Source organism: Pseudovibrio sp. WM33 (assembly GCF_001623165.1).
Taxonomy (GTDB): Bacteria; Pseudomonadota; Alphaproteobacteria; order Rhizobiales; family Stappiaceae; genus Pseudovibrio.
The window spans coordinates 1-13,845 of record NZ_LMCK01000050.1 but is presented as its reverse complement, the minus strand read 5'-3'; the positions used below and the strand labels follow the sequence as shown (position 1 = coordinate 13,845).

12 protein-coding genes and 2 tRNA genes are annotated in these 13,845 nt (G+C 50.3%); 6 read left to right on the top strand and 8 right to left on the bottom strand.

Features of this window, described 5'->3' with window-relative positions:
• The gene (locus PsWM33_RS09605) at window positions 1-348 is read right to left on the bottom strand and encodes a hypothetical protein (protein WP_063300067.1); all 348 of its coding nucleotides are present in this window, start codon (window positions 346-348) and stop codon (window positions 1-3) included.
• A 248-nt stretch (window positions 349-596) separates the two neighbouring features.
• Here PsWM33_RS09605 and PsWM33_RS09600 point away from each other — a divergent pair, with 248 nt between their 5' ends.
• The gene (locus PsWM33_RS09600) at window positions 597-944 is read left to right on the top strand and encodes a hypothetical protein (protein ID WP_063300066.1); all 348 of its coding nucleotides are present in this window, start codon (window positions 597-599) and stop codon (window positions 942-944) included.
• Between the two features lie 47 nt (window positions 945-991).
• On the opposite strand, the gene PsWM33_RS09595 is transcribed toward PsWM33_RS09600, so the two are convergent.
• Complete coding sequence (locus tag PsWM33_RS09595; protein ID WP_063300065.1) at window positions 992-1,948, bottom strand: nucleoside hydrolase; 957 nt, start codon at window positions 1,946-1,948, stop codon at window positions 992-994.
• Window positions 1,949-2,164: 216 nt separating this feature from the next.
• On the opposite strand from PsWM33_RS09595, the gene PsWM33_RS09590 reads away from it, so the two are divergent.
• Window positions 2,165-3,196: a DUF2817 domain-containing protein gene (locus tag PsWM33_RS09590; protein WP_082826955.1), complete on the top strand. Its 1,032-nt coding sequence runs from the start codon at window positions 2,165-2,167 to the stop codon at window positions 3,194-3,196.
• 7 nt (window positions 3,197-3,203) lie between these two features.
• On the opposite strand, the gene PsWM33_RS09585 is transcribed toward PsWM33_RS09590, so the two are convergent.
• From PsWM33_RS09585 to PsWM33_RS09575, 3 genes are all read right to left on the bottom strand, one after another.
• Entirely contained in the window at window positions 3,204-3,935 is a 732-nt protein-coding gene (locus tag PsWM33_RS09585) for an SDR family NAD(P)-dependent oxidoreductase (RefSeq protein WP_063300081.1), read from the bottom strand.
• A 120-nt stretch (window positions 3,936-4,055) separates the two neighbouring features.
• Window positions 4,056-4,129: transfer RNA gene (locus PsWM33_RS09580), tRNA-Gln, on the bottom strand.
• A 59-nt stretch (window positions 4,130-4,188) separates the two neighbouring features.
• Window positions 4,189-4,262 (bottom strand) — tRNA-Gln (locus PsWM33_RS09575).
• 550 nt (window positions 4,263-4,812) lie between these two features.
• On the opposite strand from PsWM33_RS09575, the gene PsWM33_RS09570 reads away from it, so the two are divergent.
• Together PsWM33_RS09570 and PsWM33_RS09565 are read left to right on the top strand one after the other, a co-directional pair.
• Entirely contained in the window at window positions 4,813-6,249 is a 1,437-nt protein-coding gene (locus tag PsWM33_RS09570; protein ID WP_063296464.1) for a Ppx/GppA phosphatase family protein, read from the top strand.
• On the top strand, window positions 6,246-6,947 hold the full coding sequence (locus PsWM33_RS09565; protein WP_057466074.1) for an RlmE family RNA methyltransferase: 702 nt from the start codon (window positions 6,246-6,248) through the stop codon (window positions 6,945-6,947). The genes PsWM33_RS09570 and PsWM33_RS09565 overlap by 4 nt, the downstream gene beginning before the upstream one ends.
• A 32-nt stretch (window positions 6,948-6,979) precedes the next feature.
• On the opposite strand, the gene PsWM33_RS09560 is transcribed toward PsWM33_RS09565, so the two are convergent.
• Together PsWM33_RS09560 and PsWM33_RS28665 are read right to left on the bottom strand one after the other, a co-directional pair.
• The gene (locus PsWM33_RS09560) at window positions 6,980-8,098 is read right to left on the bottom strand and encodes an MFS transporter (protein ID WP_446737444.1); all 1,119 of its coding nucleotides are present in this window, start codon (window positions 8,096-8,098) and stop codon (window positions 6,980-6,982) included.
• Window positions 8,099-8,205: 107 nt separating this feature from the next.
• A complete protein-coding gene (locus PsWM33_RS28665; protein WP_208994490.1) occupies window positions 8,206-8,469 on the bottom strand; it encodes an MFS transporter in 264 nt (87 codons plus the stop codon).
• A gap of 327 nt (window positions 8,470-8,796) precedes the next feature.
• On the opposite strand from PsWM33_RS28665, the gene guaB reads away from it, so the two are divergent.
• Window positions 8,797-10,299: an IMP dehydrogenase gene (gene guaB / locus PsWM33_RS09555; protein ID WP_063300064.1), complete on the top strand. Its 1,503-nt coding sequence runs from the start codon at window positions 8,797-8,799 to the stop codon at window positions 10,297-10,299.
• A 963-nt stretch (window positions 10,300-11,262) separates the two neighbouring features.
• On the top strand, window positions 11,263-11,622 hold the full coding sequence (locus PsWM33_RS26750; RefSeq protein WP_208994489.1) for an IS66 family transposase: 360 nt from the start codon (window positions 11,263-11,265) through the stop codon (window positions 11,620-11,622).
• A 72-nt stretch (window positions 11,623-11,694) separates the two neighbouring features.
• Here PsWM33_RS26750 and PsWM33_RS09540 read toward each other — a convergent pair whose 3' ends face one another.
• The gene (locus PsWM33_RS09540) at window positions 11,695-13,407 is read right to left on the bottom strand and encodes a M10 family metallopeptidase C-terminal domain-containing protein (protein ID WP_063300063.1); all 1,713 of its coding nucleotides are present in this window, start codon (window positions 13,405-13,407) and stop codon (window positions 11,695-11,697) included.
• Between the last annotated feature and the right edge of the window lie 438 nt (window positions 13,408-13,845).

The window sequence follows — 13,845 nt, the reverse complement described above, 5'->3', positions numbered from 1 at the left end:
TTATGGACAGGCCGAGATGATAACAATGCTCGCATTGCCTTCGTCTCGGCACTTCTGCGCAAGATAAAAGATATCCAGCCTCAATGTGACCAGGTGAGAGTTTGCACCCGGTTCGGTCGTCTCACTCACGCGGTGACCAAGATCTTGAGAGAGCTCCAACTCAAAGAATGCTTCACTTTGAGAAAAATAGGAGAGCAGTAAATCCAGATCGAGCGCTTCATTACCGGCAGCGTCAATGACACGCGTCTGGCGAAGCTTGTCGCGCCACATAAGCTCTCCGCAGTTATCAAGAAATTGCTCGCAGGAGACTAACTCGTCAAACAGTTGATGAACACAAGAACGAAGCATCTAATCTATACCCAGCCTTTCAGATGCAAATTGCAGAGCGAATTATAGCCCAAAGATCTGATTTCCCCTCAAAACCAAATGATAAAATTGAAGGCATGAGCCGTTTGAGTGAACAGCAGCAGATCAATTAGGTTCACAACACCCCTCAATCGTCACAAAAATGCAATAAAGCGCATTGAGTGCGTCTTATCTGTGGTATGCTTTGATTTTCCCTCATGGAATTAAAGGTGCGACCACGGAGAGAAATGATGCGCTCACTCAAGTTTTTGATGGTGATATTGACAGGTCTGTCGACAAAGCTGATGTCAGTTTCGGTAAGCAATGCCTTAGGCATCCAGCAATTAACAGAAGTGAGCGGACGAGCGGAAGTTGTCGATAAACGCCAGCTCGATATCTATCATCCTTATGGGATTATACGCGTTGGCCTGATGTGGCCTGCAGAAAACCATTACTCTTTGCGTCGTCAATTGGCGACCGCTGTCAAAGTGAAATGCCTGATGTTTGGATCAGAAACATCTGCCAGCTGTGTTGCAATTGATAAGTTCGGGTCACGTTGGATGCTCGGCAACGCCAATCAGATGGCGTTCACAAAGTAAGGTGTTTAAAGGCGCCGACAGCCCAATGCTCTCGGCGCTTTCTGATTTTACTTATTGCTTGCGAACGTCTTCATCATGATATCAACGAAGAGTGCAGCATTCGCGTCAAAGGCCACTTTACAATTGGCTTGTTTGGTGCCGCGATGGTTCTTGTCAACAACTGTGCACCCAACAGTCAGCGCCCCCTGAGTTTCAATGTCGACCGGATATTCTTCCAGTGTAATCACGTCTGGCAGAATAAGGTGCGCAATACAAAGTGCATCATGCACGGGCGCACTGTGCTCAACATCCATCTTCTGGATCTTGTCGTGAATGCCAATGCGGTGACCAGTGCAAGCCGCCATTGCCTTACCAGCAGGCGTGCCCAGCTCATCAAACTGGCGACATTGCGTTGCTGTCACCAAAGCTTTGTGTGTTGCGTCCAACGGCACCATGGTCAACTTTTCAAAGCCAGCGTTGAAGACTGCATAAGCAGCTTCAGGGTCAGCCCAGATGTTGAACTCCGCAGCAGGAGTTACATTACCAACGTCATGACCACCACCCATGATCACAACTTCAGGAATGAGGTCCACCAGCTTTGGCTCAACAGCCAGCGCTGCTGCAATGTTTGTAAGTGGCGCAACTGGGACAAGCGTGATTGGATCAGTTGCACTGCGGTAGGTCTCTACCAGATACTCAACCGCATGCTGCTTTTGTGCTTTTAAAGCAGTTTCCGGCAGAGGAAGATGCTTGCCGTGGATCTTCTCAGTCAGATCATTCTTCGTGCGCGGCGTCGGAAAGTCATTTCGTACGAGAGGCTTGTGACAGCCTGCATAAACCGGAATCTCAGGCTTGCCGATATAGTCGAGCACGCGAAGGGAATTATCTGTGCAGTAATGCAGCTCAGCATTCCCGTTCACGGTGGTTACGCCAATCAGGTCAAGATCTTCATGCAAAGCAGCCAGCATAATGGCAACAGCATCATCCGTGCCGGTGTCCACATCTAGTATCAGTTTTCTTTTCATTATTCGCTCCCGGGAAGCTGATCGCTGCTAACTCTATGGGCGCGCAGCGGCAGCCTGATCTGAAGACGCATCATCGCAAATGATTGAAAACTTGCATGTGATGCGAGAAAAAAGAGATAAGGAACAACAGACTAGATTATTCTTTCTGGGTCAATTAGGTGTGTAATGCAACCGCCGATATATCACAGCTTCATCCCGTTATTTGAAGAGTACACAATGCCTGCAAATCCCATTTTCTCTGAGGACTATTTCCAAGCTCAACAGCGTTTCATGGACCTGGCCAGTCGACTTGGGTTTGAGACAGAGGTCATCCCGCACCCAACCTTCAAGAGTGAGGAGGGGCCTGTGCAGATGACTGTTGCTTTGCAAGGCAAACCTGACAGTGAGCATGTGGTGTTCATTACTTCAGGCGTGCACGGAACAGAACTTACAGCTAGCTCTGGAATTCAGCTGGACTTGATGCAGCGCTATCTTGAGCAACTCCCAGACAATACAAAAGTGGTCTGGGTGCATGCAGTCAACCCAACTGGCTGCGCGATTTTCACGCGGACAGATGAGAACAACGTCGACAACAATCGCAATTCCATTTGCTTTGATGGAAACCTTCCTCAAAACCCTGACTACGAAGAGCTGCACACCGCCATTTGTGCGCCTCAGATCACGGGAGAGGAGTGGGAGGCTGCCAACACCGCAATCAAAACCTATACCGAAAAGAACGGAGCTGGCGCTCTGACGCAAAAAGTGCTGAAAGGGCAATACTCAGTCCCAATGGGACTGTTTTACGGCGGGGAGGAAACGTCCTGGTCCACCAAAACCCTAAAGCAAGTCATTGTCTGTTATGGACAAGGCGCAAAGCGCGCAACGATCATTGATCTGCACACTGGTGTCGGTCCTTGCGGCTTTTGCGAGGTGATGGACCTCAGTTCAAAGCCCGGCGAAGAAGCGGAATGGAGCCTCATTGGCGGTTTCATGTGCGATACTTTGGACAGTTTGGATCTGGAGGTCCCACCAACCAAGCTAATCCTAGAATTTGGCACCGTCCCATTTGAACAGGTGCTGGACGCTCATCGCCGCGACAACTGGCTGAAACGCAATCGGGATACTGTTGCTCCAAAACTAGCCGCTGAAATCCGACAGGAACTCAAGGATGCACTCTTTGTCGATACACAAGAATGGTGCGATGCGCTTCTGACGCAAAGCCGCGATGTTTTTGAGCAGTATGTTCTGAAAACTACAGAAGAAGCTTGATGATCTATCAGGGAGCGATCTCAGTCCCGTCATATGCTAGGCATTTGCCGGTTTGGGACTGGTCAACCTCACTGATCACATCCAGCAGCATTGCAGCGGATTTCTCAGGCTGCATCAATTGCCCTTCTGGCATGCCGCGTTGAAACGGTTTGGAGAGTGAGCTGTCCACCGTGCCCGGGTGCATTCCGATAATGATCGAACCTTGATGCGTGCGCTGCATTTCAATCGCAGCGCACCTGATAAGCATGTTGAGCGCAGCTTTTGAGGCGCGGTACGAATACCACCCGCCCAGATGATTATCGGAAATGCTGCCAACGCGTGCTGAGGTCGCAGCAAAAACAGCCTTTTTGTGTTTGGGCAAAAGCGGCAGAAAGTGCCTCATGATCAAGCTGGGGAGAATGGCATTTGTATGAAATGTCTCCTCCATACCCGCCGCCGAGAGTGAGCGGATAGTCTTCTCCGGCTTTGAAGTGTCGCTGTGAAGCTGCCCAGTTGCCACGAAAATCAGATCAAGTCCCCCAGCTGCCTTAATCGCATCTGCACTGGCGTTAAACCCCTCCGTATCCTCTAGCAAAAAGGCGTGGCTCTCAACGCGCTCATGGACCGGAATGCGTTCTGGAGAGCGGGCAAAACAAAACATATCCGCTGTGTCATAGCGATCAAGACACTCATTCACAAAAGCAGACCCAATCGCGCCGCTTGCGCCAAAAACAGCAATCCGTTTGGGGGAGAAGGGCATGATACAACCTCTGCAAGCGTAAACGTTGCAAGAAGTGTTCTTGAGGCGCACGAAACCGTCAATCAGCGGAATATCGGAGCCGCTCAATCAATCTGTTCAGTTTTGATTTATAGAAGAAAATGGCTGGGGATCCTGGACTCGAACCAGGACCGACGGAGTCAGAGTCCGCTGTTCTACCATTAAACTAATCCCCAGCAGAACAGGAGGGAAGTGTTCCCTACCAAGCAGTTGAAGCATTTGATACGTGAGTAATTGGCTGGGGATCCTGGACTCGAACCAGGACCGACGGAGTCAGAGTCCGCTGTTCTACCATTAAACTAATCCCCAGCAATAACAGCACGTTAGCTACTGCCAACCAACAAAGTGAAACAAGGTGTTCAATTCGTCGGTGAGTGGGCTTTTAGTGTTCGGACCGGACCTTGTCAACTTGGTTCTCGTGAGTTTTAACAAAATCAGTGGGCTAAGAGGATTTCAGGCCCTTCTCTTGTGAATAAGGACATGGATCTGCGCATTTACGCGCAAGTGTGTTCTGGCAAGCGTGTCACGGTGCCAGCGCCTGTCAACGACCCCAAAATCGTAAGCCTCTGGAGTTTCCTGCAATTTGAGAGAATTCGTTTAAATTTAGGACTGTACCATTCAAATGGGGCGATTGCTGTTTGCCATGAAACTGTTACAATGTTGCCAACTTAAAATGACTTCAGTCCAGATCGCATTTAGATGCCTCATGGACTGCACAAAGGCATAGCACTTGAAGAAAACGGGTGAGCGGTCCTCTTCGGATGGAGCGAGAACGCCCGGCGTCCCGGGAAGCTCAAAAAAGGGCAGACGGAAGCAACGCCATAGAAAGCGCCAGGGTGGAGACGCCAAAAATGCGTCTTTGCACCGCGCTGAAGCTGGTCATTCTGCTGGGATTGCGGAAGAGGCTGGCAGTTCTCGTCCTGAAGGCGCCAAGCGGCAGAGGAAAGCACGTCGCGCAAAGCCTAATCGGGCAGAAAGACGTGCGCTCCTAAACCAGAAACTACATGCGCCCGTTGTCAATATTGATCCGGGCGGCACATCAGTAGAAGTTATACAACCTGCTCCTGCACCTAAGGAGGAGGCTAAAACGCATGGGTCAACGCAAGTCAGACAATCTGGGTCTGCAGAGCAGCATTCTCCGCGTCCTTCTCAAGGCTACAGATCCCGCGAAAATGATGCAAGCCGACGCCGTCATCCTGCGGATGTGCGGGGTGATGGGACGCATCGTTTTCCTTCGCGCCACAGACATCAGGCGACAGGGTCTCAGGAGCTCTACGCAGCTTTGGACCTCGGTACCAACAATTGCCGGTTGCTGATAGCCAGACCGGAACAGCGTGGATTTCGCGTTGTCGATGCCTACTCCAAGATCGTACGCTTGGGGGAGGGGGTCGGGCGTAATCGGAAACTCTCTGATGACGCTATTTCACGAGCCATCGAGGCCTTGCAGGTTTGTCAGCAAAAGATTTCCGAGCGCGGCGTTCTGCGGGCACGGCTCATTGCAACTGAGGCTTGCCGGGCAGCTGAAAATGGCGAGGAGTTTGTCAGCCGTGCCAAGAAAGAAGCGGGGCTGGAGCTTGAGATTGTCAGTCAGGAGACTGAAGCACGCTTAGCCGTTGCAGGGTGTGTTTCTCTGGTCGATCCTGAGGCTGATGGTGTTTTGCTTTTCGATATTGGGGGTGGATCCTCTGAGATTGTCTGGCTCGATCTGCGCAACAGATATGGTGCGCGGGGATATGCACTGACGCGCTTTGTCCGAACATGGACGTCTCTGCCTCTGGGCGTTGTAAATCTGGCGGAAAGTCACGGAGGTGTGCACGTCACACCAGATGTTTTTGAAGCTATGGTTGGTGATGTCTCGCAGCGATTGGAGAATTTCCCTCTTGGCAATGAACTCTCCCGTGCTATAGAGCGCGGAAATGTCCATATGCTGGGAACATCCGGGACGGTGACTACATTGGCCGGGGTCCACTTGGGCCTTAAACGCTATGATCGCCGCCGCGTTGATGGAGCATGGATGGAACAGGAAGATGTTTCAGCCATGATTAACCAGCTTTTGAATATGTCCTATCAAGAACGGGTGGAAAACCCTTGTATTGGTGAGGACCGAGCCGATTTGGTGCTAGCAGGTTGCGCAATTTTGGAAGGAATACGCCGCAGATGGCCTTGTCAGCGTTTACGTGTGGCTGACAGAGGACTGCGGGAAGGTATTTTGATGGAGATGATGGCTGCAGACAAAGTCTGGAGCAACTCCAACCATAAGCGCCGGCGCACCCCTAGAAAGGAATATAACAGATGAGCGGCAACTCTAGTGGTCGTGGATCAGGTGATCGGGGCATGTTTCAGCGCGTGAAAACTGCGCGTAAACGGTCCAACTCCTCAACACTCTGGCTACAACGCCAGCTGAATGATCCGTACGTCCGCCGTGCCAAGGTCGATGGCTATCGCTCCAGGGCGGCCTACAAGCTGATCGAGATCAACGAGAAACATGAAATCCTGAAGCCGGGTATGCGTGTGGTCGACTTGGGATGTGCTCCAGGTGGTTGGTCGCAGCTGACGGCGCCGATCGTTGGCTCAATGGATGATGAGCCATTAGTGGTTGGGATTGATTATCTCGAAGTTGAGCCGATCCCAGGTGTTGTGATCCTTCAAAAAGACTTTCTGGATGACGATGCTCCTGATGAGCTGATGAAAGCGCTCGGCGGGCATCGCCCAGATCTGGTGATGTCTGACATGGCAGCGCCAACGACAGGCCATCGTCAAACAGACCACCTGCGCACGACTTATTTGTTCGAGATCGCAATCGATTTTGCGCGTCAGAACTTGAATGAAGGTGGTGCATTCCTCTCAAAGGTGTTTGCCGGTGGCGCTGAGGCAAAGTTGCTTCAGGATCTGAAGAAGGAATTTAAGTCTGTGGTGCATATCAAGCCACCAGCGAGCCGTAAGGGCAGCCCTGAAATGTTTATTCTCGCCAAGGGCTACAGAGGCTCCAAATAATGTTCAGAAAGGCTGGTTTCGACCAGCCTTTTTTATTGATGTAAGTGTGCTTGTTCATCCACTTTGTTCTTGCCGAGATTAACGGGCAGAAACCAGAAAAACAGCACGGGCAGCAAGGCAAATAAACCAGTACAAACGGAGAGCCAGATAAAGTCAGGCCCGGTGAGCATGGGCTCTTCTGTGATGTTCTGCCGAACATGCAAAACGGCAGCAGCAAAGCCAACCGCCAGTGAAATGGAGAGTTGCTGAACCAGTCCTGCAAAGCTCACACCCTGATTAACAAGACACCTAGTCAGATCCGCATAGCTTGCTGTGTTGGCTGATGTGAATACAAGGCTTCGTGTGAAGCCTGTGAGCAGGATGAGGAGCGCGATTGCTGCAAGTGACTTGGTAAGCCAGACAAAGCCCACAGCCAGTGTTAAAACGGAAAGAGCAAATGTGAAGGGCAGTAGGACGCCGCGAAAGCCGAATGTTTTGATCAATCGATGAGCGACCACGCGTGAAAGCAGGGCTCCAATGGCAGCGGCGCCCATAAGGAGACCTGTTGTCAGACTATTAAGGCCCATGGGAATTTGCAGCATGAGCGGCATGACAAACGCAAAGGAAGCGACGCCGATGCGCAAAGGGACAGCTGCGTAGGTCGAGACACGATAGCTGAGATTTGCGAAGAGCTTCAGGTCAATCACTGGATGGCGTGCGCGCCGTGCATGCCATACAAAAACCAGGCCGAATGATAAACTTGCTGCAAAAAGACCAAGGGGAATAAATGCATCGGCCGTGATCTTCGTAAGATTAGCAATCCCAGCCAGGAGCGATGCGGCAGTACTCCCTAGCAAAATGAACCCCGGAAAATCGAAGGGCACCTTGTTCTTCCGCCTGTAATTGCGAAAGTAAAAGCTGCTCATTGCACCAACGGCAACGCAAACCGGCACATTGACCAAAAAAATCCAGCGCCAATTGAGATAGTGGACAATAATGCCGCCCAGAAAGGGACCAAAGGCAATTCCGAATGCAGCGGGCGTGACGACCCAAACCATCGCTTGCACAAGGTTCTTCGTGCCTGCCATACGGATGACTGTCAGACGTCCAATCGGCATTAGAAAGGCTCCGGCAAACCCCTGAATTGCCCGCGCAATCAAAAGATGGGTCAGATTGCTAGAAAGGGCGCACTAACTTTCAAACCGGACCACTCAAGTGGGGCTGATCAAAAGGCCAGTCATGCACTAACTTTCAAACCGAACCACTCAAGTGGGGCTGATCACACTGACATGCTCATAAACAGGAGCGCTGCGCTAACGAACAAACGTTTTGACCCGAACCGGTCAGCTGCCCATCCCGATATGGGAATAAACACCGCTAATGTGAGCTGATAGAGCGATATGGTCATATGCAATGAAAGTGGATTAATTTTAAGATCATGAGCGATAGTGGGGATCGCAACCCCAAGCACTGTGGCATCCAACTGCACCAGCAAAAGCGTCATGCCAACGATCACTGTTGTCATGCGGAGGCGGTGCGGCATGCTCGGAGCTTTCCGGTCTGAAAACACTCAGGAGTGTCGGCGAAGACCTCTGAGTATCCCTGAAGGTGTTGTTCTGGAAAGTTGACCTTAAAGGAATTCGGTCTATCAACGCTCATTGACGATACTTGCAATTTAGTAAAATCAATGGGGGGATGAGTAAATATGCATTCCGGAGCCTAAATCTGATAAATGCCCCTTTTCAAATCGCAAAAGCCGTGGTAGTGACCCGCGTCAACTTCTCTATCTTTTCAGACAACTCTGCAGTCAAATCCACTTGAGCAGGGAGTGGGTCAGGGCGGTCTATATTCATCCGAAGGGAACTTGGCAATGTCTACATTTTACGAACCATCTTCAGGTCACGAAGCGCTGACTTTTGATGATGTTCTGCTCCTTCCAGGGCATTCTGAGATCATGCCAGCGCAGGTCGAACTGCACTCAAGAATCTCTCGCAATCTTCATTTGCATTTGCCTATCCTCTCTTCCGCAATGGACACAGTGACAGAAGCGCGCCTGGCGATTGCTATGGCACAGGCTGGTGGTCTCGGCATCATCCACAAGAACATGACACCAGAGCGTCAGGCTGAAGAAGTCCGTCAGGTGAAGAAATTCGAAAGCGGCATGGTCGTCAATCCATTGGTGATTGGCCCTGATGCAACTCTCAAAGACGCACTCAACCTGATGGAAGCGCACAAGATCTCCGGTGTGCCAGTGGTTGAAAACGGTGGTCGCGGCGGTACTGCCACAGGTCGTCTCGTTGGTATTCTGACCAACCGCGACGTACGTTTTGCCTCAAACCCAGAGCAGCTGGTCTGCGAACTGATGACCCGCGACAACCTGATCACAGTTCGCGATAACGTTCGTCAGGATGAAGCCAAGCGCCTGTTGCACCAACACCGTATCGAAAAGCTTCTGGTGGTTGATGAGAACCAGTACTGTGTTGGCCTTATCACTGTTAAGGATATGGAAAAGGCGCAGCTCAACCCGAATGCATCTAAGGATGCGCAGGGTCGCCTTCTGTCTGGTGCAGCAACCAGCGTGGGTGAAGATGGTATGCGCCGCGCTGAGGCTCTGATTGAGGCTGACGTGGACCTTCTGGTCGTAGATACCGCGCACGGCCATTCGCAGGCTGTAATTGATCAGGTAGCTGCAATCAAGAAACGCTTCCCGAGTGTAGAGCTGGTGGCTGGTAACGTAGCAACGCCAGCAGCAACGAAAGCGCTGATCGAAGCTGGTGCGGACGCCGTAAAGGTAGGCATCGGACCAGGCTCCATCTGTACAACACGCATTGTTGCTGGTGTTGGTGTTCCTCAGCTCACAGCGATCCTGGATTGTGCTGCTGAAGCTGCTAAAGCCGATGTCCCGATCATCGCGGATGGTGGCATCAAGTTCTCCGGCGATATGGCAAAAGCATTCGCAGCAGGTGCTGGCTCCTGCATGGTTGGCTCTCTGTTGGCTGGTACCGAAGAAAGCCCAGGCGAGGTTTACCTGCATCAGGGCCGTTCCTACAAAGCCTATCGTGGTATGGGCTCTGTCGGTGCAATGGCACGTGGTTCCGCAGATCGTTACTTCCAGGCAGAGGTCTCTGATAAGCTGAAGCTGGTTCCAGAAGGTATTGAAGGACAGGTGCCTTACAAAGGTCCTCTCTCTTCCGTTCTGCACCAGCTCGCAGGTGGTGTTCGTGCGTCCATGGGATATGTCGGTGCGCCGAACCTGCCAGAGTACAAAGACCGCGCAACCTTCGTCCGCATCTCCGGCGCCTCCCTTCGCGAAAGCCACGCCCACGACGTCACGATTACACGCGAAAGCCCAAATTATCCGGGTGCTGTTTGATGGGTTTAGGATGAGCTGTTTCTTCTTTTAATATCAATGGCTTGCGGTTGTTTCGAGCTATATCGAAATGCCGCAAGTTTTATTGGTTGTGTGACTAGCGTGTGATTTATTTTTCGTGTTCATATAGGGGGGGTGATTTAAGGCATCTCCATGGCAACCCGGTTCACCAACTCATATCTCAAAATTTTTAAGTATGAAGGCAAACGTATCCGGCTCTCCGACTCCGTAGAGGAGGGGCTGCTCGTCACAGTTGGCGCAAAGAAAAAACCTTTTCGGTTTACGTCAAAGTTGCAGGTCAGCGCCTGCATGAGACGCTGGGGTATTTCCCAGAGCTCAGTGTTGATGAAGCGCGTGAGAAAGCGCGCAAAATGAAGAAGGCTATGCGCGAAGGGTTAATGCATATCGAGACCCTGGATGAGCTTGCCCATATTTACTTCAAGCGCAGAGAGGGGGAGGCTCAGTCTTCTGATTGTAAGGTGGCACTGTTAGGTCGAATAAGCTGCTAATGGCCATTGAATAGTTTTCAATCGTCACAGAGGCCACCGAGAACGCTTTGGGGTGCGCCTGCCTCAACCCACGATAGAACCACCCGAAGGTCCGCACATGGCCCTCAGCGCCAAGCGGATTAAAGTCAATCCAAATTTGGCGTCTTGCTCAAGGTAGAGCAGCTTCGTAACTAGGCGACTGTCGGTAATGGTCATCACTACGACATACTAAGAGTGATCGTTAGAAAGGCTACAATCGGCCATACTGGCATTTCTATAGTTCTTTTGAATGTTGCAACTAACTGTGGTTTTTTCTCACGCTAGATATTTCTCGTGCGAGCCAATTGGTTTTAAATCGTGGCGGAATTTGGATATTCGTGAGCGCTAGGTGAGAGCGACCTAACGCTATAGAATTTGATCTTCAGAGGTGGTTCGGGAAAACTGAACAGGCGATATAAGTGGATTTTCGGTCTGTAATTTGCCTTTATGGCTTTCCAGAATATCCAGCAAGTCGTCGCTGGCCGGAGCAACTCGTTATGCCCTCACGCGCCTGCCCAAAGCACTGCCTTATCCCGACAATGGCTCTCTGGAGCTCGACAACAACACCGCCGAGCGGGCAATGAGACCTGTGGCTCTTGGACGGAAAAATTATCTCTTCATGGGATCTGAAGGTGGCGGTAAAGCTGCGGCAATCGCCTATACCCTCATTGAAACAGCCAAGCTCAACAATGTGGCCCCCCAAGCCTGGCTTACGTGGATTCTGGCCCAGATCGCTGATCACAAGATCACCCGCATCAACGACCTCATGCCGTGGTGTTACGCTGCAATGTCAGCGTAACAGGGCCCGTTACTGGTTGGTAGGTCGCCTTCGCCAAACGCTTACCTTACACCCCAATGTTGGGATTTTAAGTTAAACGAAGATGAAGTCCTCGGCGCCAATAAGTGAGAGATCCGTATTTTGTAAAATGATCTCACTATCTCCAAAGGCGACAATGACGTCGGCATCTCTATTGGTCAAAGACAGCTCTGTAAAGGAATTCGCGCCAAATTCAGAGCCGAGTTGAATAAAGTCAACTGAGTCCTGAAAGTCAGCAATAGTGTCAGTGTCACCTATACTCGTGAAACTAAAGGTATCACGTCCCGCACCACCTTCTAAAAGATCATCTCCTTGAGCACCATCAAGGAAATCATCGCCGGAGAAGCCCTGAAGTACATTCTCCAAGGAGTTTCCAACAACAGTATCACTGCCAGCGCCACCAGAAGCATTTTCTATCTCAACACCATTGGCGATGGTATACCCTCCGCGCACGCCTTCTGCATAGGAGAGTACACCACCACCTGTGCTGCTGTAATCAAGAGTAGCGGCTACAAGCGAGATATTGACGCTGCTGAAGCCCGTATACGCGATTGTATCGATACCGCCGGTGTCCCAGATGCACGAATAAAATGTGCCCGAACCGTTAAGTTCTGGTAGGAGATATGTATTATTATCTATATTTGCGTCTTTTGCTCCGTATTTCTCCTGTAGAAGCGCCAAGTCGAACGCCATAGGGCCCACCGTCGCGCCATAAGTACTCGGCCATTCCGGATAAAGCTCTGCATGGCCAACATTATAGCTCATCATGGTATAGATACCTTGATTGAGATCGAAGTCACCGTAATCGCCGCGTGAGCTAGAAACCCCGTTCATCACACTGGAACCGCCCCCAGTATCATGAGGGTGCGCCATACCCAGTCCATGACCAACTTCATGTTGAAACACAAAGTACTCAAGTGAGCCTGGATCTAGGTTTGCTAAATTCATATTAGAGGTATTGAAAACGGCTACGCCTGGATTTGCTTCACTCGGAGGATTCATATAGGCATAAGTACTGCCGCCAAAGGCAGATGTTACAAATTTAAACTCTGCATTATTTGAGCTGCTTGCTACCGAAAAAGTGAGATTTGTCCCTTGCGATAAGTCGTTTAACGACGCCATCGCACCATCAATCTGCGCCTGCGTCCAACCATCTGAACTTTGGCCATCAAAAACTTCACCAGCTTGCGCAAAGTAGACAGAAATATTTGTTGTATCTACAGCTGAACCACCCCAATCGAGCGCATCCAGCGGTGATGGAGGCAAGGTCTCCTCCACACTGACAGTATAACTTCCGGTCTGCCCATCTGAGTAGGCAGCGGCGCTGATGTAAAATCTGCCTGACGTGGATGCTATAAAGTTTAAAGATGAATTTAAACCAGACCCGCCGTCATCGTCAAACGCAACTAGGTTTCCTGAGGCGTCGTATATTCTTAAATAAGTATCTGTAACCGGCGCAGCTCCGCTCCCATTAAGGTTGATCGTATAATTTGATCCCGCACTAAGGTCGATCGCCACCCAGTCGCGGTCCCCATTGGTTTCAAGTGTACCTGAAAAGCTATCCCCTGCGGCAATGAGGTATTGCGTCGAGGGCCCTGCGTCAGCATCTTCTCCCTCATTCATGACTAGAGTATTTGCTAAGAAATCCGTCACCTCGACCTGTGCTGAAACCCCATCGGCAGTTTGAGCGCTGAGGGCCGCTTTTTGCTCTGTGACACTTGAGTTGTAGGATATACTTTCTGCAGTTACATGCAGTTGATTCATCATGCATAATTTACACATTTTCTACATTCCCTAATATAAAAGTAATCACATAAGTATAAAATTAAATATGATTCTTGCAATATTTAAATATATAAATAGTATTCATTAATATATTTAAGCAATACTTATAATTGAAAAAGACATTCTTCGTAATTTTTACATGTATGAGTCATTCGGTGTAAATATACGCAGGTTTCAACATTGATTTTCTTAAGTTCTGCCAGCGACTTGGTTTCCCCCGGATTGGCCTCTTTGTTCTGGATGCTGTTTCACGCGGCTGATTTTAGGGGGATGTTTCAGAGGACATCGCGGAGTTTTTCCTCTGATAAGTCGTACTCGTGGAGCATGTTGATATGTGCCCTGTTTGTCATCGCCGCCTTATGGACAGATCGATTGAATTAAATAAGGGAGTGTTTTGGCCCATGATCATGACGACAGGAG